Source organism: Xanthomonas sp. LMG 8993, assembly GCF_009835065.2.
GTDB classification, from domain to species: domain Bacteria; phylum Pseudomonadota; class Gammaproteobacteria; order Xanthomonadales; family Xanthomonadaceae; genus Xanthomonas; species Xanthomonas arboricola.
Map to the genome: position 1 here is coordinate 324,788 of NZ_QVIF02000001.1, position 16,693 is coordinate 341,480.

The following is a 16,693-nucleotide window of genomic DNA, read 5'->3' on the forward strand; positions in this document are numbered from 1 at the left end:
AATGGCACGCATCGACGCACCACTGCGCCAAGGCCTGCAGATCGCAATCGCTAGTCGAGCCAGTGCGCGATCAAGGCAAGGCCATCGACTCGAGCAAGCGCCCGGCGTGGCATGAGCTGTCCGTCAATGCAGCACGCCCGCCGCCAGCTCGCACCATTGCGCATCGGAATAATCAGTCAAGACTCGGAAATCGAACACCCACGCAGGCGCTGGCCCGCATCATCCACCCCGATTCCCGATTCCCGATTCCCGATTCCCCGCCCCAACCGCTAATGCCGCGACCGCCGCCCAGGCGAACGCACCGCAGTCGCCTCCACCGCCAGCGTAAAGCCGCGCTCCTCGCCGCCCTGCATTGCGCCGACATCCACGACCTGGCGCCGAATCTCCTCGCCCTTGCCGTTACGCACCACCACCACCACGGTGTATTCCCATGGATCGCCATCGGCGGGATGGCGAATGGTGCCGTCGACCTTGAGCGGCACGATCGGTGCCGGCTGTGCGTGCTGCGCCGCCGCCGAGTCGAAGCGCAGGTGGTGCTTGCACGCAGGGCAGACGCTGGCGCTTTCCAGGATCGTCGCCTTGCAGTGCGGGCAGCTGCGCGTGGCACCGGGCGTGCCCGGGCGGGGCGCACTCATGTGCCGTCGCTGTCTCCGCTGACGACCGGCTTGGCCGCAACGACCGTTTTGCCGGTGTCCTCGCCCCAGCCGAAATCGGCCTGGCCGCGCATGCGCGCACCCGAGGCCACGGTCAGGCTGCCGGCCTTGACGTCGCCGACCAGCACGCCGGAGGTCTGCAGCTCCACCTGCGCGGCCGATTCGATATTGCCCTCCAGCTCTCCGGCGATGATCACCTTGTTGGCGCGCACGCCGCCGTTGAGCTTGGCGCCGCGCTCGATGGTCAGATCGCCCTTGACGTTGACATCGCCCTTGAAGCGGCCGGCCAGACGCACGTGACCGGCGCCCTCGATCTTGCCTTCGATGCTGATGTCGGCGGCGATCAGCGATTCCTTGGCCTCGCCCTGGCGCTGCGGTGTGGCCGCGGCGGGTGCGGCGCTCGGTGGCGCGGCGGCGGGCACCGGGGGTGCCGGGCTGGCCTCGGCAGTGAACAGCCGTCCATCGGCAGCCGGGACCTCAGGGGCTGCGGGAACGCCGTCTTTCTTGTTGGGACCTTGATCGCGCCACATCGACATCGGACTGTCTCGCTCGGGGGTCAAGACCGACTATCGCCGCGCGGACCGATCTTTTGTGTGACGGGTTACGCAAACCAGCACCGATGGCGCGCGTGCTCAGTCCACTGCGGGCGTGGCGGCGCCATGCCGCTCGACCCGGTTACGACCGCCGTGCTTGGCGACATACAGGGCCGCATCGGCCTTCTGGATCAGGCTGGCCCCCAGTTCTCCATCGACCGGGAAGCTGGCCACGCCGATCGAGGCCGTCACCCACGGCAACGAGCGCGGGCCGTCGCTGACTGCCAGGGCCGCGATGTGGCCGCGAATGTCCTCGGCCACGCGCAGCGCCTCGACGCCATCGGCCTCGGGAAGAATGACCGTGAACTCTTCGCCGCCGTAGCGGCAGGCGACGTCTTCGGCACGCAGCCGGGTCAGCAGCAACTCGCCCAGCGCCGCCAGCAGCAGATCGCCGCCGGCGTGGCCCTGGCTGTCGTTGAATTGCTTGAAGTGGTCCACGTCCAGCATCAGCACCGACAACGGCAGGCCGCGGCGTGCGCAGCGCGCGAGTTCGTGGCTGAGCGATTCTTCCAGATAGCGGCGGTTGTACAGCCCGGTCAGCGGGTCGCGAATCGACTGCCGGCGCAGCGATTCGCGCAGGCGCAGATTGCTCAACGCCAGCGACAGCTGTTCGGCGGCCGCCTCGGCGATTTCCAGGCGGGGCATCGGCCCCGGACCCGGCGAAGACAGGAACAGGAAGCCGAGCTGGGTGCCTTGCGCGGACATCGGCAGGCATGCGGTGGTGACGGCGCTGCCGGGCTCGGGCGTACCGATATGCACGCACAGCGCATCCCGGCCCAGGTCGTCGACGATGTGCGGTTGTCCACGGCGCAGCGCCCAGCACTCTTCAGGCAGCAGATGTGGCGCGCTGTGCACCAGCGGCTCGCCCCAATGGCTGATCGCCTCGGCGCGATCCTGCGAGGCACGCAGCAGATACACGCTTCCGGCAACGCCCGGCAGCAGGCTGGCGAGGGTGCGGCTGCTCACCATCAGCGCCTCTTCTGCGCTGATGCAGCTTTGCAACAGGCCGGTATAGCGGCTGAGCAGATTGAGATCGGCGGTACTGCGTTGTAGCGCAACGACGCTGTCGCCCAACTCGCGATTGGCCTGCGCTGCCAGTTTCTCGGCCTGCGAGCGATGCCGCAGTTCGCGCATCAGCAAGGCATAGACGGTACCGACCACCGCCAGCCCGAACGGGATGCCGGCCAGTGCCAGCACCAGCAGCAAGGCCGCACTTTGTCGGCTGCTTTCGGCGCGCTGGGTCAGCAGCTCCTGCTCGCGTTGCACCATGGTCAGCGCCTGCTCGCGGATCGCGCTGGTGGTGCGGAAGGCGGTCTGCCGGATGCCCGCGCGGGCCGGCTCCAGGCCCTGCTGCGCGTACACGTCGAGCACGTGCTGGATCTGCTGCAGGCGCGTTTCCACCAGTCGCTGCAAGGTGTCCAGGTGCTGCACCTGGTCGGGATTGTCGGCAATCAGGCGACGCAGGTTATCGAGCAGGATCGGCAGGCGCTCGACGCTGGTCTGATAGTCGAGCAGATAGGCATCGTTGCCGGTGAGCAGAAAGCCGCGCTGCGCCGATTCGGCATCCAGTACGCGCGCCTGGATCTCGTCGACCCGGCCAATCACTTCATGCGTATGCGAGACGAGCGCGGCATCGGCCAACGAGCGACGGGCACCGACAAAGATGCCGATACCGATGGCGATGAAGATCAGGGCAGAGAACGCCAGCGCCAGCTGGTTGCGGCGGCGCGCAGTAAAAGAGGAGGGCATGGACGAATGCTAGCCTGCCAGCCTCGACAACACGAGGTCGCCGTTGGCGGGAAACAAGCGCGCCGGCCCAATTTGGCCGGCGCGTTCGCAAACTGCTGATACGGTCACACGGTCAATCAATGCTGCGGATGGTCGGCGTCGTGCTTGTCGGCGTTCTGCTCGGCCTTGTTGGCCATCTCGCGGGTCTTGTCGGCAGTGGCGTCTGCGGCATTGGCGGTTGCGCGGCTCGCATCGGCGGCCAGTTCGCGTGCAGCCACGCGTGCATCTGCGGTGGCGGCCTTGGCCTGCACGGCGGCGCGATCGGCAGCTTGTTCGGTCGCAGCCGCAGCGTGCTTGGCAGCGGAGGCGGCATCGCGTTGCGCCTGCTCGGCGTCAGGGCCCTGGCAAGCGGCGAGGGTGAGAGCGGCGATGGCGCTCAGCGACAGCATGCGGATCGTCTTCATGGGTGGTCCTGTTCCTGTTCCGGTGTTGGAAGAGCGAGCTTATGCACGGGCCGATGCAGCCGGCGTCAATGCGCGGCCGGCCATTCAGCCAACGGGCGGCATGCACCGTGCACGTCGCCACAGGGAGCCGCTCCGGTGCAGGAACGGCAACGCTGGTCAGGCGCCTATAAATCGCGGGCAAAGAAAAAGCCGCTGGAAACCAGCGGCTTTTTCCGAACTCGCTTGGAGCTAAGAAGTGATTACTTCTTGGCTTCTTCGGCGGTGTCCTTAGCAGCTTCGGCGGTGTTTTCAGCCGTCTTGGCAGCGTCGGCAGCCTGCTCAGCAGCAGCGTCGGTGGCGGCGCCGGAAGCAGCCTGGGCAGCGTCAGCAGCGGTGTCAGCCGAAGCAGCGGCGGTGTTGGCAGCAGCCTGAGCGGCGTCAGCCGACTGCGAGCCCGAGGCAGCAGCCTGGTCAGCAGCGGTCTGAGCGTCGGCAGCAGCTTCGTTAGCCGAAGCAGCAGCGTCCTGAGCCTGTTCCGGCTTCGAGCAAGCGGTCAGGGCCAGGCCCAGAGCCATTGCGATCAGCAGCTTGTTAATGGTCATTGTTTCAATCCTCGTCGTTAGATTAGGCAACGCGCTATTGCGCGCCCCCGACATGATGACGGTCCAAAGACCAGTGTCAAGCGTGCGCGCATTCAGTTTTGCAAAATCGCCGTTAAAAACAATTAAATCAATTCGATAGCGATGGCAGTCGCCTCACCGCCGCCGATGCACAGGGTCGCGATTCCGCGCTTGCCACCGCGCGTGCGCAACGCATTCACCAATGTCACCACCAGGCGGGCACCGGATGCGCCGATCGGATGCCCCAAAGCGCAGGCACCGCCGTTGACGTTGACCTTGTCGTGCGAAATGCCCAGCTCGGCGATCGGCGTCATCGCCACCACGGCGAATGCTTCGTTGATTTCGAACAGATCCACCTCATCCAGTTGCCAGCCGATCTTGCCGATCAACTTCTGGATGGCAGCGACCGGCGCAGTGGTGAACCACTCAGGTTCCTGCGAGTGGGTGACATGCCCCACGATGCGCGCCAACGGTGCGATGCCACGCCGCTGCGCCTCGTCTGCGCCCATCAGCACGGTGATCGCCGCGCCATCGGAGATGCTGGACGAGCTGGCGGCGGTGACGCTGCCGTCCTTCTTGAAGGCCGGCTTCAGGGTCGGGATCTTGGCGATGTCGGATTTGGCCGGTTGCTCGTCGCTGTCGACGACCACCTCGCCCTTGCGTGTGGCCACGGTGACCGGAACGATTTCATCGGCGAACGCACCGCTGCGCTGGGCAGCCTGCGCGCGTTCGACCGAGGCGATCGCAAACGCGTCCTGATCGGCGCGGCTGAAACCGAACTTCTCGGCGGTGGCCTCGCCGAACACGCCCATCGCCTGGCCGTCGTAAGGGTTGGTCAGCCCATCCCAGGCCATGTGGTCGACCGCCTGGAAGTTGCCGTAGCGGTTGCCGGTGCGCGAATTGGGCAGCAGATGCGGCGCATTGCTCATCGACTCCATGCCGCCGGCGACCACGATGCTGGCCGAGCCTGCCTTGATCAGATCGTGCCCGAACATGATCGCCTTCATGCCCGAGCCGCACACCTTGTTGATGGTGGTGGCGCCGGTGGAGGTGGGGATGCCTGCGGCAATCGCCGCCTGACGTGCGGGCGCCTGGCCCAGGTTGGCCGGCAGGACGCAGCCAACGATGACTTCTGAAATGTCGGCCGGCGCGACGCCGGACTGCGCCAGCGCGCCGCGGATCGCAGTGGCGGCGAGCGTCGGCGCCGGCACACCGTTGAATTGACCAAGGAACGAGCCGATGGCAGTGCGTTTGGCAGCAACGATGACGATGTCGGACATAAAGGAGATACCGTTTAAAGTGAAACGATTATCTGCCTCATGCTCGGTTCGCGCCAGCACGCCCCCGGCGCTGCAACATTCGCTACGCAATCAGCTGCGACAGCCGTGTGAGGATGCAGTATAAAGACGGCGTTCGGGCCCGGGATTGGGCCCTATCCATGGAATGGGTTCGGGGAGAGCATCAAATGAACAAGACAGACGTCGCCAGGACTGTCCTGGCCTCGGCGTTGGCCGTGGCGTTGACCGCGTGTGGCGGCGGTGGTGGGGGCGGTGGTATCCGTCCGAGTACACCGACGGCACCGCCACCGACGTCGCCACCGCCGCCACCGCCGCCGACTTCACCGCCACCGCCACCACCTCCGCCGCCGGTGGTGGCACCGCCGACGACCCCGGAACCCGCATTCGACGCGCATCTGGCGCTGACCAACGCACGCGCTGCGCAGGCATTGGGTTTCACCGGTGCGGGCTATCGCATCGGCGTGATCGATACCGGCATCAATTCCAATCATCCGGCCTTGCAGGGGCGGGTCAGCGACAGCTTCATCTATGTGGATCCGCGTACCAACAATGTCGCTGCGGGCGATGTGGTGGGCCACGGCACGGTGGTCGCGCAGCTGGCAGCCGGGCGCGCAGTGGGCCAGTGGCCGGGCGGCATCGCCAGCGGCGCCGGCCTGGTGTCGGCACGCATCATCAGCGACGAAGCGCCGGACGATGACGGCAGCGGTCAGGGCAACGAGGTCGATGGCCCGCTTGGCCTGGGTCCGGTGCATGCCGATCTAATCAGTGCCGGCGTGCGCATCATGAACAATTCCTGGGGCGGGCTGTATTGGAACGACCCGGCGGTGACCAACCAGATTGCGCAGGAATACCGGCCGTTCGTCATCGGCAACGATGGGTTGGTGGTGTTCGCGTCGGGTAACGAATCGCGAGCGCAACCCTCCGATACCGCCGCGCTGCCCAGCCAGCTGGGCCCGAACGGCACGCTGCCGGCCGCCGATCTGGAGCGCGGCTGGCTGGTCGTCGCTGCGCTGGATACCGCCAATCCCACGCAGCTGGCCTCGTACTCCAATGCCTGTGGCGTGGCGATGCGCTATTGCCTGGTGGCACCGGGCACCTCGATGTTCCTCGACCCCGATGCGACCGCCAGCAACATCCGCTACTTCTACGGCAGCGGCACCTCGTTTGCGGCGCCGTTGGTCTCCGGTGCGGCTGCGCTGGTGTGGCAGGCTTTTCCGTACTTCAGCAACGATCTGGTGCGGCAGACGCTATTGGGAACGGCCACCGATCTGGGTGCGGCCGGCGTCGACCCGACCTTCGGCTACGGCCTGCTCAATGTCGGCAAGGCAGTGTTGGGGCCGGCGCGCTTTGATTGGGGCACGGTGGATGTCACCGTCAACACCTTGCGTTCCACCTGGGCCAACGACATCAGTGGCACGGGTGGCCTGACCAAACGCGGCACCGGTACGCTGGTGTTGAGCAGTGGCGCCAATACGTTCAACGGCGACACCCAGGTGCTGGGCGGCACCTTGCAGACGGCCAGTCTGCAGAGTGCGCGCATTGGCATCGCCAATGGTGCGACGTTGATCGGTGCGGGCAGGATCGGCGGACGCGTCGATAACGCCGGCACCCTGCAGGTCAACAGTGCGACGCTGTCGATCGCGGGCAATTACACGCAGGCCAGTAACGGTCGCCTTGCCTTGAACGTGGGCGACCGGGTGAACGTGACCGGGACCGCGACGATTGCAGGTGATCTGCAAGTGCTCGGCCGCCGCGATTACGTGGTCGACAACGCGACCTACACGCTGTTGCAAGCCAGCAGCGGGTTGCAGGGCACGTTCGACACGCTCAGCCGCGGCGCGGCCGTGACCTTCCTGGATGCCTCGCTGACGTACGACAGCAATACGGCTTACCTTGCCTTGCGCAGCTTGAATGCCACCGCCGTTGCCGCCACGCTGGGCATGACCGGCACGGCAGCGATGGATTCGGCAATCCGCGTCGAGCAGGCGTTCCAGCAGGTGGATGCGCAGCAACTGCAGGGCATTGGCGGCATCAGCAGCGGGTTCATCCGCGCCGCAGCGGCGTTGCAGCAGTCGCCGGATGCCAAGGCTGCCGCCGATTCGCTGCGTAGTTTGTCGGGCCGTGCGCACGCCGAGTCGGCAGCGATGACCTTCGACACCATCGATCTGGGGCGGCGTGCGTTGGCCTCGCATTTCGACGGCTTGTCGCAGCAGCCGCGTATGCTGGGCGTCTGGCAACGCGCGCTCGGTGGGCCGGGCGAGGGTGGCGTGACCACCGCAGGATTCGCCACCTCCGGCTGGATGATGGGCAACGACCTGCGCCTGGCGTCGGGCGCAGTCACTGGCTTTGCCTTCGGCGAAACGCGCTCCAACAGCCTGGGCGATCTGGACGGTGCACGCGGGCGCGATCGGCAGGTGCAGGGGCAGCTGTACTGGGGTACCACGCTGGGGTCGGCGTACACGCTGAGTCAGTTGGGTTTCGGCAACGTCAACCGGCAGATCGAGCGCAGCCTGCAGTTGGGCGAAGACCGCAGCAGTGCCTTCAGCGACTACAGCGGCAGTTACCTCAGCGGCAACCTGGAAACCGGGTATCGCCTGGGTGGCGCGCGCGCCAGCCTGACGCCCTACATGGGGCTGGATTATGTGCGTCTGCGCAGCGAGGGATTCCGCGAAAGCGGTGGCGACGGCTTCGGCTTGCGTGCCGATGCCAGCACCTCCTCGCGCACCCAGGTGCTGGCCGGCGTGCGTTCGTCCTATCGCTGGCGCGGCGTGCAGCTCGGCGGTTATGCCGAATGGCAGCAGGCGTTGAGCAGCGAAGGCCTGACGCTGGATGCCAGCTTCATCGGCGTGAACGCATGGGCGCCATTGCGCGGCATGCAGCCGGCGCGCTCGGGTGGTCTGTTCGGCATCACCGCGGCCGCGCCGTTGGGGCCGCAGAGCCAGTTGCGCTTCGGCTACGACCAGCGGGTGGGCGAGCGCGGTGACGATCGCGCGCTGAGCCTGCATTACAGCGCCGATTTCTGATCGGCGCGCCTGATCGGTGGTTCATCTGTCCAGGCAAGATGCCTGGACAGGTGGGTCACTCGCCGCGCAGCTTGTGCAGGAAGCGCGGTGCGGTGCGGCCCAGCGGCAGTTTGAGCTTGCTGATGGCCTCGATACGCGCCTCGGCAATCTGGTCGGCCGCCTGCTGCGGCGCGACACCCAAGCGGGAGGACAAGTCGAAGACCTTTTCCAGGTTGTGATAGATGCTGCGGATCAGCCGCATCGCGCGTTCGCGGTTGTAGCCGTCGATCTCCAGCGACACGTTCATTACGCCGCCGGCATTGACCACGTAATCGGGCGCATACAGGATGCCGCGCCTGTGCAGCTCTTCGCCGATGGCGGCGCTGGCGAGCTGGTTGTTGGCGGTGCCGCAGATGATCTTGGCCCTCAATCGCGGCAACGTGTCTTCGTTGATTGCCCCTTCCAGCGCGCAGGGTGCGAATACATCGGCCGGCACCTGGTAGATCTCCTCGATGCTGACCGCTTCAGCACCGTATTCGGCCACCGCGCGATCCACCAGCGCCGGGTTCAGATCGGCCACATAGAGTTTGGCGCCGCGCTCCTTGAGCAGCTTCACCAGCTCCATGCCGATATGGCCCAGGCCCTGGATCGCGATGCTGGTCTTGCCGACTTCCTCGTGGCCGAGCCTGCGATTGAGCGAGGCCATCAACGCCTGCAACGCACCGTAGGCGGTGAACGGGGCCGGGTCGCCGGAGCCGCGATGCACCTGGTGCACGCCGGTGACGTACTCGCTCTCCAGATAGATCTGTTCCATGTCGTTGACGTCGGTGCCGACGTCTTCGGAGGTGATGTAGCGCCCGCCCAGGGTGTCGACAAAACGGCCGAATGCGCGGAACAGCGCCTCGCTCTTGTCACTCTTTGGGTCGCCGATGATCACCGCCTTGCCGCCGCCGACATTCAATCCCGCCAGCGCGTTCTTGTAGGTCATGGTGCGGCTGAGCCGCAGCGCATCGTCCAGCGCCGCCTCGCTATTGGGGTAGGGGCGCATGCGCACGCCACCCAGCGCGGGCCCGAGACGGGTGCTGTGCAACGCGATGATCGCTTTCAGGCCGGCGTCGCGGTTGTGACAGAAAATCACCTGCTCGTGGCCGGTGGTGTCGAGGGTTTCGAAAAGCATCGAAGGCTCCGCGGGGCTGCGTGATGTGCCTTCCCTGAGGCCGGGCTGGAACCCGTGCAATGGGAAAAAAAAACGCGACGTCTGCAGACCCTGTCCGATCACGTCGCGCTGCAACATTTTAAACCACGTCGGCGGGGGCTAGTGTATGAATCTGTTCACCAATGCCGATAGCGCTGCTGCCGGAACCACAGCGTTCCCAGCCATTTGCTCCCTGCGCTGACCGGCAGGCCGGCGTGCAGCGAGTCGGGGTCGGGGCGGCCATCGGCATGCAGATTGTCGAAGCACACCACCGACCCGGCACGTGGACGCACGCGCACGCCCGCGACCGGGAAGTCGGTATCGCCTCCCGCGTCGACGTCGTTGAGGTAGACGCAGGCGGTGCGCAGGCGATTGCCGGCAGTGGGGCGGTCGGCGGCGATCGTGCCGGGCGGCAGGTAGTCGCGATGCGCGCGGTACTGCTCACCCGGCGCGTAGCACAGCACCGACAGCGCTTCGGCATGGGTCAGCGGCAGCTGCGCGCAGGCCGCCACGCGCGCCTGCGCCGCACGCGCGGCAAAGTCTTCGAGGATGGGGTCCAGGGTGGCGCCGCGGCTGGTGCGGATCGGCGCGCGGCGCGTGCGCGCATCGTCGGGGTCGACCACTTCGGAGGCGCGCAGGTGCGGCCGCGCCAGCAACATCAACAGGCGGCACTCGTCGGCAGACAGCACGCCGCAGACTTCTTCGATCATGGGCGCGTCGTGGCGGCGCGTTGCGACATGTCGGGCAGCGAAACGGATGCGCGGATCGTCGACGAGCGGATCCGGCGGCGTGATCTGCACGGCAGGCGCCGCGGCGATACCCAGCGGCTGCAATTGCCGCAGCAGCTGCGCCGCGGCGTCGGGTTGTGGCCGGACGCCTTCGCCACGCAGCAGACGCTCGGCCAGTAGCGCGGCAGCCAGTGCGTCACCGGCTGCGGCGGCGCGCTCCAGCAAGGCAACGCAGCTGCGTTGCTGCGCGGGGTGATCGATCCGGCCGTGCTGGATGGCCAGCGCGCGCAGCGCAGGCGGATAGTTGGCTGCGGCCGCTGCATGCAAGCGGGATTGCGCCTGCGTGTCGAGCATCAATGGGGCGTCGGTGATGGCCACGGTCGCCAACAGATAGCGCGCTGCCGCAACATCCTGGCGCTCGGCGTGTTGCCAGTGCTCCTGCGCACGGGCCAGGTCCACCTCGCAACCCACACCGTAGGCCAGCATGCGGCCGGCTTCGATCTGCGCGCCGGCATCGCCTGCGGCCGCACTGCGCGTGTACCAGGCCAGCGCCTGCTCGGGCTGCCCGGTACGCACCAATGCATGTGCCAGCGCCGTCATTGCCGCGGGTTGGGCGGTCTGTGCGGCCTGGGTGAGCTGCTGGAGGGACGGTGCCTGCATGGAGGCATTCTAGGAGAGGCCGGCAACCCTGTCGTGCCTGATCCTAGGCGGGCGCCGCTGCGGCCCGCGTAGGGCGATGGCGGTCTCGCCGAGATCAATGCAGGTCGTGCGTCCCCGGCGGGCGACCGGTGGCCATGGACCGGTGGTCGCAGCGATGGGCTGCCTCGTCTAGCCGGTGCGCGATCAGGCGTCCGTGGACAGCGCCAGGTGGGTCAGATACAGGCGCAGGTCGAACTCCAGTTGGTGGTAGTCCGGGCTCATGTGGTTGCACAGCTGGTAGAAGGCCTTGTTGTGATCGGCCTCCTTCAGATGCGACAGCTCGTGGGCGACGATCATCTGCAGGAACGGTTCGGGCGCATCGCGGAAGATCGAGGCGATGCGGATCTCGCGGCTGGCCTTGAGCCGGCTACCGTGGACGCGCGAGATCGCCGTATGCGTGCCCAGCGCGTGCTTCACCACCTGCAGATGGTTGTCGTAGAGCGCCTTGTGCAGCGTGGGCGAGGAGCGCATGTAGCGCTCCTTCATGGCCTTGACGTAGTCGTACAACTGCCGGTCGGTGCGGATGCTGTGGCGGTCCGGGTAGCGGCGTGCCAGTACCAGGGCGAGTTTGTCCTGCGCGATCAGCTCGCGCACCTGATCCAGGACGGCGGGCGGGTAGCCGGCGAGATAGCGAAGAGTGTCCATGCCAATCGATTGCTGCGAGCTGCGCATGATCGCCGATGCAGGCGCTGCTGGCGAATCTGCGCGAATGTGGCGTCGTGTGTCAGGCGTATTCACGAATGCGGCACATCCGGATGCGTAGCGTGCAGCGCATGTTTTGCGGCACGACTGCGCAAGCACACGACTGAACACGGCACCGTGCCGGATGAGGAGACAACAAACATGATCAAGTGGGCCATTATTTTCGCCATCATCGGACTGATTGCCGGTGCGCTCGGGTTTGGCGGCATGGCGGGCGCTGCAATGGGGATTGCCAAGTTCCTGTTCTGGGCCGGCATCATCATCGCCATCGTGCTGTTCGTGCTCGGCATGACGATCGCCAAAAAGGTGACCTGACGCCCGAGGCGTGCATCGGCATGCGGTTCGCATGCCGGCTACATCGCCCGGAGTGCAAAGGAGCGGCCAGTGGCCGCTCTTTTTTTTTATTCCTGCAAGCTAATCAACCAACAAAACGACAAGCCGGCCGCGAGCGAGGTCTAGCGCAGGACACTCGCTGCGTTCTTGCGCGGATCAGACGCCGGTGTCGTCGGCGGTGGTGTGCAAGGCGATATTGAGTTGATCGATGGTCACGATCCAGTCGGCATCGTCGAGGCGCTCTTCACGCAGCAGCTGCGCCTGCGCCGGTGTCCAGAAGGGCGCTTCCTCCAGGCGCATGTCGCCCGGCAGCGGAGAGTGTTCGTCGATGAAGCTGCGGATGCTGACCTCATCCGACGGCAGGCCCAACTGGGCGAATAATTCGGAGAACGGGTGGACGTGTTGTTCCATTGCGACTTCCTCGAAGAGTGCGAATGGGCGGATGCTAAAGCACCTGATTTGAGCGCGCTGTGCACGTCCGGCTTGGATTTGCCTGGGCGCATGCCCATATTTGAGTTCTGAGCAGACAAGCCGAGGCGAACATGGCGACCGGATGGGCAGGTGATGGGGCGGTGCAGGACCAGATCGATGCGACCGTCGAGGACGCGATCAAGCGCGCGCGGAGCCAGCTGCATCAGGGCCCGAGCCTGACTCACTGCGAGGAGTGCGATGCGCCCATCCCCGAGGCGCGCCGCAAGGCAGTACCGGGCGTGCACCTGTGCGTGAACTGTCAGCAGGCGCACGACCAGGAGCAGGCGGCGCAAGGCGGCTACAACCGTCGGGGCAGCAAGGACAGCCAGCTGCGTTGATTGCCACGCGGCTTCAGCGCAACCGGCAAACGACTGCGCTTGCCGCCAGGCGGCTGCGGCCATCGCTCGGGGCCTACATGCGACATTCGTATGCCGTGTCCTTGCGAGGCGCCGACCGAGTCACCCGATAACGGCTCGCTACGTCCTGCCAGACGCCCTCAGCTGGCGTTGAAGTGGCTGGTCTCGCGCCAACGGCGCGTGGTGCGCTGGAAGAACAGGCTGTTGGGAACCTGCAGTACGCTGCCGGCATGATCGCCGGTTTCTTCCAGGGTCGTGTAAATCACGTTGATGTCGATCACCCGGCCCTTCAGGCCGGGCTTGTCGCCGCCTTCCAGCAGCTCGATGTGGTCGTGCAGGCGGAACGGGCGCGTGGTGATGATCAGGAAGGTGCAGAAGATATTGGACAGCACGCTCCATGCCGCGAAGAACGCCACCGCACCGACTGCCGCGAATCCGGTGAACGCGGTCCACAAGGTGCCGCTGGAGACGCCCAGCACGTTCAGTACCGTCAGCACCGCAGTGACGGAAATGATGAAGCTGCCCACGCGACGGATGCCGATCATCATTTCCGCCGGCAGGCTGTAGCGCGTACACAGGCGGCGCAGCACTTGCCGCAGCAGTAGCCGAACCAGCGCGGCAACGGCGAGGATCAGCACGATCTGGACCGTCAGCACTGCCACGGTCAGCCACTGCGGATTCCAGTGCGGCAGCAGGCTACGGATCATGGTGGGCAAAGCGTCGGACGCGGACATCGGATCGTGCAGGTTCACAGAGAACAGCCATTGTAACGGGGGCGTCATTGCGCAGCCGGTGCGCGGGGTGAACGCGTGCTCAGCGGTGGCGGCAGCGAGCTTGAGTCAAGGATGCTGCGATGGAGTGCCGCATCTCAGCTGTACGTGGCCGGGCGTTCGCTGCCATGCGCATCGATGAAGGCCAACACGGCGATACAGCAGCGACCGAAATTCATGATGACGCTGCAACCGGTCAACGCGTTGAACTGCGGCCATGCGCGGACAATGCGACAACACGCCGCCACAGCTGCTCGGCGCGGCGTACCGGCAACCAGTGCGCTGGTGAGTTCAGCTCGACGCATGACAGCCGCGTCGACGGCAGGTGCAGCAGGCAGGCCTGCAGGCGCGCAGGCGTCAGCGTGAGCTGCACTGCATCCATCGGCAGCGGGGCCGAGCACTGGGTGGAGCACAGGCTCAGCAGGATTCCGAGAACATGCGGCATGGCGACGTCCGATCAGGGGGCCTGCGCCTGGAGCGGCCAACGGCGGTGCTCCCGGCAAACGATGCGGCGCAGGATTGCGCCATCGCAGGCTTGGATGCGGCGAACGGCGAAAGGGTTTAGAACGGCAAAAAAGGAAGCGAGCAGTCGTCAGGTGGTAAGGACCGCACGCTCTGAACCGAAGTGGCACGACGGGGCCATGCCGATTCCGACCACCGGCCGCGCCCGCCGGGCGGCGGCGCAGTAGGCTGGTCGGTCGCGACTGGAACCGTGCTCGAAAAAAACCTGGGCGCGGTTTAAACCTTTGTGCTGCCCAGCGCATCGAAGTGGATATGCTCGACACCTCCATGCCCATCGATGCCTCAGCTTGTGACGGTCCGGCCGGACGCGACGATGCGGCGCTGGCGCGTGCCGCTGCAGGCGGCGATCGCACCGCCTACGAGGCCATCTACCGCCGTCATGCGCCGCGCCTGTATGCGGTGGTGTGGCGGCTATGCGGGGGCAATGCGGCACGTGCCGACGATGTGCTGCAGGAGACCTTCATTGCCGCGTGGAAGGCCTTGCCGCAATTCCGCTTCCAGAGCGCGCTGGGCACCTGGCTGCACCGGCTGGCCGTCAATACGGCCCTGATGGAGCTGCGTGCGCGTTCGGCTGCGGGCGATCAGATGGTGGACGATGCCGATGGCGAGATCCTCGCTGCCATTCCAGGTGTCGCAGCCTGCCAGGCCACCCAGATGGATCTGGAGCGCGCGCTGGAGACGCTGCCGCCGCGTGCACGCGCGGTACTGGTGTTGCACGACATCGAAGGCTGGAAACATCAGGAAATTGCCGACGAACTGCAGATGGCGGTCGGCAGTTCCAAGGCGCAACTGCATCGCGCGCGCGGCCTGCTGCGCGTGCGGCTGGGAGACATTGCATGAATCACGATCCGCTTGATCCGCACGCAACCGATGACGCCGCGTTGTCCGCGCGTCTGCGTGCGTTGCCGCAACAACGTCAGCCACCGGCACAGCTCTGGGAGCGCATCGCGCCCGCACTGACGCCGCACACCAACGTGGTTGCGCTGCAGCCGCGCCGCCAGCGTGCCTGGGCCTGGCCCGCGTTCGGTGTGGCGCTTGCTGCTGCGCTGGCCGTGGTGGCGATCGTGCCAGGGCTCGATCGCTCGACCCAGGCGCCAGCGCCAGCGTCGGCGCGCTCTGGCCTGGTGGCGCAGGCGCAGGCAATGGCCGGCCAGTACCAGCAGGCCATCGATGCAGTGCCGGTGCAGCAGGTGCCGGCCGATCTGCGCCCGGCGCTGGCCGAGCTGGACCAGAGTGCACAGGCCATCCACCACGCCATCGCGCAGAGTCCGCGCTCTGCATTCCTGTTGTCGCAGCTGCAACGCACCTATGCCAAGCGCCTGCAACTGACCCGTCTTGCCGCGCAGGGCGAGACGTCCTTTCCAAGCTGAGGAGCATGCCCATGCGTTACGCCCATCTATCCGTGTTGTTGCTGCTTGCGTTTTGCGCACTGCCGGCGGCAGCGCAGACCACCGTGAAGCAGAGCCATCCGCTGACGCGCGGCGGGCGCGTGGAGCTGGACAACATCGCCGGGCAGATCCGCGTGCGCGGCTGGGACCGCGACGACGTGGCGCTGACCGGCACCCTGGGCGAAGGGCAGCGCCTGGAGGTGGATGAAAGCCCGGACCGGCTGCAGTTCGAGGTGATCTACCCGCGTAACAACCGCAACAGCAGGGGGGCCCAACTGGAGCTGCGGGTTCCGCGCGCGGTGCTGCTGGAGGTGGAGGCGGTGAGTGCCTCGGTGGATGTCGATCAGGTCGATCTGGCGCGGTTGCAGCTCAAGTCGGTCAGCGGCAACGTGGTCGCAGCCGGACGCGCCAGGGAAGCGCAACTGGAAACCGTCAGCGGCGCTCTGCGCAGCACGGTGGCCAGCGCACGGCTGAGCCTTGGCACGGTCAGCGGGCAGATCGATGCGCCGGCCGGCGCCAGCGGCGTAGTGTCGGTCGAGTCCGTTTCCGGCCAGATCCGGGTCGGCGCGGGGCAGGTGTCGCAGCTGCGCGCCGAGAGCGTGTCCGGCGCAACGGCGCTGACGGTGGCCGGTCTGGCGCCGGGCGGCAGCATCGCTGCGGAGAGCGTCAGTGGCACGATCAGCCTGGGTGTGCCGCGCAACGTGTCGGCAGCGCTGCAGGTGGAGGTGTTCAGCGGCGACATCCGTTCGGTGGCCGGGCAGGTGGAGCGGCCGGAGTACGGCCCGGGCAAGAGCCTGAGAACCCGGCTGGGGGCCGGCAATGGCGACATCAAACTCGAGTCGCATTCCGGCTCGGTGCGCATCGATTACGGCAACTGAGCGGCTGCGCCAACTGTGGCCGGAAACGAACGTGCCACCTTGCGGTGGCACGTCGGTACAACGCTTCGGCTTGCGGGGGGTGACGCTTAGGCGATCTTGTCGCCATCGTTACGCGCAGGGCCGAAGTTGGTGGTGAGCACTTCGATCCGGCCGCCGGTCTTGCGGAACGCGGCGATGTCGGCAGCGATGCGCTCACGACTGAGCGGCTGCGACTTGCCTTCGCTGCGAGCGATGCTGGGCTGGGATTTCTGCTTGGTCGCGGGACGTGCCATGTGGCCTCCTGTAGCGGGGAAGTGCGATGACACCGCGTGCGG

19 protein-coding genes are annotated in these 16,693 nt (G+C 66.4%); 6 read left to right on the forward strand and 13 right to left on the reverse strand.

The window, feature by feature from the left end; all coding sequences use genetic code 11:
* Positions 1-269 precede the first annotated feature (269 nt).
* The 6 genes from DYQ94_RS01305 to DYQ94_RS01330 form a co-directional block, all read right to left on the reverse strand.
* Complete coding sequence (locus DYQ94_RS01305; RefSeq protein WP_016903723.1) at positions 270-635, reverse strand: hypothetical protein; 366 nt, start codon at positions 633-635, stop codon at positions 270-272.
* On the reverse strand, positions 632-1,189 hold the full coding sequence (locus tag DYQ94_RS01310; RefSeq protein WP_126965720.1) for a bactofilin family protein: 558 nt from the start codon (positions 1,187-1,189) through the stop codon (positions 632-634). Before DYQ94_RS01310 ends, DYQ94_RS01305 begins: the two co-directional genes overlap by 4 nt.
* 96 nt (positions 1,190-1,285) lie before the next feature.
* Complete coding sequence (locus DYQ94_RS01315) at positions 1,286-2,995, reverse strand: diguanylate cyclase (RefSeq protein WP_160954628.1); 1,710 nt, start codon at positions 2,993-2,995, stop codon at positions 1,286-1,288.
* Positions 2,996-3,111: 116 nt separating this feature from the next.
* On the reverse strand, positions 3,112-3,438 hold the full coding sequence (locus DYQ94_RS01320; protein ID WP_126965722.1) for an XAC1346 family secretion chaperone: 327 nt from the start codon (positions 3,436-3,438) through the stop codon (positions 3,112-3,114).
* Between the two features lie 239 nt (positions 3,439-3,677).
* Entirely contained in the window at positions 3,678-4,019 is a 342-nt protein-coding gene (locus DYQ94_RS01325; RefSeq protein ID WP_016904096.1) for a hypothetical protein, read from the reverse strand.
* Positions 4,020-4,141: 122 nt separating this feature from the next.
* Positions 4,142-5,317, reverse strand: coding sequence for a thiolase family protein (locus DYQ94_RS01330; RefSeq protein WP_024938012.1), 1,176 nt, complete (start codon positions 5,315-5,317; stop codon positions 4,142-4,144).
* A 185-nt stretch (positions 5,318-5,502) separates the two neighbouring features.
* Between DYQ94_RS01330 and DYQ94_RS01335 the strand changes: the two genes are divergently transcribed.
* Positions 5,503-8,358 carry an autotransporter serine protease gene (locus tag DYQ94_RS01335; protein WP_184428986.1) on the forward strand — a complete coding sequence of 952 codons (2,856 nt, stop codon included), beginning with the start codon at positions 5,503-5,505 and terminating at the stop codon, positions 8,356-8,358.
* Between the two features lie 55 nt (positions 8,359-8,413).
* On the opposite strand, the gene DYQ94_RS01340 is transcribed toward DYQ94_RS01335, so the two are convergent.
* From DYQ94_RS01340 to DYQ94_RS01350, 3 genes are all read right to left on the reverse strand, one after another.
* The gene (locus DYQ94_RS01340) at positions 8,414-9,514 is read right to left on the reverse strand and encodes a Glu/Leu/Phe/Val dehydrogenase dimerization domain-containing protein (protein WP_126965725.1); all 1,101 of its coding nucleotides are present in this window, start codon (positions 9,512-9,514) and stop codon (positions 8,414-8,416) included.
* A gap of 155 nt (positions 9,515-9,669) precedes the next feature.
* Positions 9,670-10,920: a 2OG-Fe(II) oxygenase gene (locus DYQ94_RS01345; RefSeq protein ID WP_160954630.1), complete on the reverse strand. Its 1,251-nt coding sequence runs from the start codon at positions 10,918-10,920 to the stop codon at positions 9,670-9,672.
* Between the two features lie 183 nt (positions 10,921-11,103).
* A complete protein-coding gene (locus DYQ94_RS01350; protein WP_160954631.1) occupies positions 11,104-11,631 on the reverse strand; it encodes a M48 family metallopeptidase in 528 nt (175 codons plus the stop codon).
* A gap of 171 nt (positions 11,632-11,802) precedes the next feature.
* On the opposite strand from DYQ94_RS01350, the gene DYQ94_RS01355 reads away from it, so the two are divergent.
* On the forward strand, positions 11,803-11,976 hold the full coding sequence (locus DYQ94_RS01355; protein ID WP_003489471.1) for a DUF1328 domain-containing protein: 174 nt from the start codon (positions 11,803-11,805) through the stop codon (positions 11,974-11,976).
* A gap of 174 nt (positions 11,977-12,150) precedes the next feature.
* Here DYQ94_RS01355 and DYQ94_RS01360 read toward each other — a convergent pair whose 3' ends face one another.
* The gene (locus DYQ94_RS01360; protein WP_016904102.1) at positions 12,151-12,405 is read right to left on the reverse strand and encodes a DUF2789 domain-containing protein; all 255 of its coding nucleotides are present in this window, start codon (positions 12,403-12,405) and stop codon (positions 12,151-12,153) included.
* 131 nt (positions 12,406-12,536) lie between these two features.
* On the opposite strand from DYQ94_RS01360, the gene DYQ94_RS01365 reads away from it, so the two are divergent.
* A complete protein-coding gene (locus DYQ94_RS01365; RefSeq protein ID WP_024938007.1) occupies positions 12,537-12,803 on the forward strand; it encodes a DksA/TraR family C4-type zinc finger protein in 267 nt (88 codons plus the stop codon).
* 158 nt (positions 12,804-12,961) lie between these two features.
* Here DYQ94_RS01365 and DYQ94_RS01370 read toward each other — a convergent pair whose 3' ends face one another.
* Positions 12,962-13,555 (reverse strand): mechanosensitive ion channel family protein, encoded by a 594-nt coding sequence (locus tag DYQ94_RS01370; RefSeq protein ID WP_104626969.1) that lies wholly within the window; start codon positions 13,553-13,555, stop codon positions 12,962-12,964.
* A gap of 232 nt (positions 13,556-13,787) precedes the next feature.
* Positions 13,788-14,036 carry a hypothetical protein gene (locus DYQ94_RS01375; protein WP_039520183.1) on the reverse strand — a complete coding sequence of 83 codons (249 nt, stop codon included), beginning with the start codon at positions 14,034-14,036 and terminating at the stop codon, positions 13,788-13,790.
* 329 nt (positions 14,037-14,365) lie between these two features.
* Here DYQ94_RS01375 and DYQ94_RS01380 point away from each other — a divergent pair, with 329 nt between their 5' ends.
* The 3 genes from DYQ94_RS01380 to DYQ94_RS01390 are packed head-to-tail and all read left to right on the forward strand — an operon-like array spanning position 14,366 to position 16,379.
* The gene (locus DYQ94_RS01380; protein WP_024938004.1) at positions 14,366-14,953 is read left to right on the forward strand and encodes an RNA polymerase sigma factor; all 588 of its coding nucleotides are present in this window, start codon (positions 14,366-14,368) and stop codon (positions 14,951-14,953) included.
* On the forward strand, positions 14,950-15,483 hold the full coding sequence (locus DYQ94_RS01385) for a hypothetical protein (protein ID WP_126965728.1): 534 nt from the start codon (positions 14,950-14,952) through the stop codon (positions 15,481-15,483). Before DYQ94_RS01380 ends, DYQ94_RS01385 begins: the two co-directional genes overlap by 4 nt.
* A gap of 11 nt (positions 15,484-15,494) precedes the next feature.
* Positions 15,495-16,379, forward strand: coding sequence for a DUF4097 family beta strand repeat-containing protein (locus DYQ94_RS01390; protein ID WP_126965729.1), 885 nt, complete (start codon positions 15,495-15,497; stop codon positions 16,377-16,379).
* 86 nt (positions 16,380-16,465) lie between these two features.
* On the opposite strand, the gene DYQ94_RS01395 is transcribed toward DYQ94_RS01390, so the two are convergent.
* Positions 16,466-16,651, reverse strand: coding sequence for a hypothetical protein (locus tag DYQ94_RS01395; RefSeq protein ID WP_010366034.1), 186 nt, complete (start codon positions 16,649-16,651; stop codon positions 16,466-16,468).
* Between the last annotated feature and the right edge of the window lie 42 nt (positions 16,652-16,693).

What these genes read in the sequence shown, in the direction of transcription:
- DYQ94_RS01345 (WP_160954630.1), bottom strand. Translation starts at nt 10,920, where the DNA reads ATGCAGGCACCGTCCCTCCAGCAGCTCACCCAGGCCGCACAGACCGCC.
- DYQ94_RS01365 (WP_024938007.1), top strand. Translation starts at nt 12,537, where the DNA reads ATGGCGACCGGATGGGCAGGTGATGGGGCGGTGCAGGACCAGATCGAT.
- DYQ94_RS01340 (WP_126965725.1), bottom strand. Translation starts at nt 9,514, where the DNA reads ATGCTTTTCGAAACCCTCGACACCACCGGCCACGAGCAGGTGATTTTC.
- DYQ94_RS01395 (WP_010366034.1), bottom strand. Translation starts at nt 16,651, where the DNA reads ATGGCACGTCCCGCGACCAAGCAGAAATCCCAGCCCAGCATCGCTCGC.
- DYQ94_RS01305 (WP_016903723.1), bottom strand. Translation starts at nt 635, where the DNA reads ATGAGTGCGCCCCGCCCGGGCACGCCCGGTGCCACGCGCAGCTGCCCG.
- DYQ94_RS01385 (WP_126965728.1), top strand. Translation starts at nt 14,950, where the DNA reads ATGAATCACGATCCGCTTGATCCGCACGCAACCGATGACGCCGCGTTG.
- DYQ94_RS01315 (WP_160954628.1), bottom strand. Translation starts at nt 2,995, where the DNA reads ATGCCCTCCTCTTTTACTGCGCGCCGCCGCAACCAGCTGGCGCTGGCG.
- DYQ94_RS01375 (WP_039520183.1), bottom strand. Translation starts at nt 14,036, where the DNA reads ATGCCGCATGTTCTCGGAATCCTGCTGAGCCTGTGCTCCACCCAGTGC.
- DYQ94_RS01325 (WP_016904096.1), bottom strand. Translation starts at nt 4,019, where the DNA reads ATGACCATTAACAAGCTGCTGATCGCAATGGCTCTGGGCCTGGCCCTG.
- DYQ94_RS01390 (WP_126965729.1), top strand. Translation starts at nt 15,495, where the DNA reads ATGCGTTACGCCCATCTATCCGTGTTGTTGCTGCTTGCGTTTTGCGCA.
- DYQ94_RS01350 (WP_160954631.1), bottom strand. Translation starts at nt 11,631, where the DNA reads ATGCGCAGCTCGCAGCAATCGATTGGCATGGACACTCTTCGCTATCTC.
- DYQ94_RS01360 (WP_016904102.1), bottom strand. Translation starts at nt 12,405, where the DNA reads ATGGAACAACACGTCCACCCGTTCTCCGAATTATTCGCCCAGTTGGGC.
- DYQ94_RS01330 (WP_024938012.1), bottom strand. Translation starts at nt 5,317, where the DNA reads ATGTCCGACATCGTCATCGTTGCTGCCAAACGCACTGCCATCGGCTCG.
- DYQ94_RS01380 (WP_024938004.1), top strand. Translation starts at nt 14,366, where the DNA reads ATGCTCGACACCTCCATGCCCATCGATGCCTCAGCTTGTGACGGTCCG.
- DYQ94_RS01370 (WP_104626969.1), bottom strand. Translation starts at nt 13,555, where the DNA reads ATGTCCGCGTCCGACGCTTTGCCCACCATGATCCGTAGCCTGCTGCCG.
- DYQ94_RS01335 (WP_184428986.1), top strand. Translation starts at nt 5,503, where the DNA reads ATGAACAAGACAGACGTCGCCAGGACTGTCCTGGCCTCGGCGTTGGCC.
- DYQ94_RS01355 (WP_003489471.1), top strand. Translation starts at nt 11,803, where the DNA reads ATGATCAAGTGGGCCATTATTTTCGCCATCATCGGACTGATTGCCGGT.
- DYQ94_RS01320 (WP_126965722.1), bottom strand. Translation starts at nt 3,438, where the DNA reads ATGAAGACGATCCGCATGCTGTCGCTGAGCGCCATCGCCGCTCTCACC.
- DYQ94_RS01310 (WP_126965720.1), bottom strand. Translation starts at nt 1,189, where the DNA reads ATGTCGATGTGGCGCGATCAAGGTCCCAACAAGAAAGACGGCGTTCCC.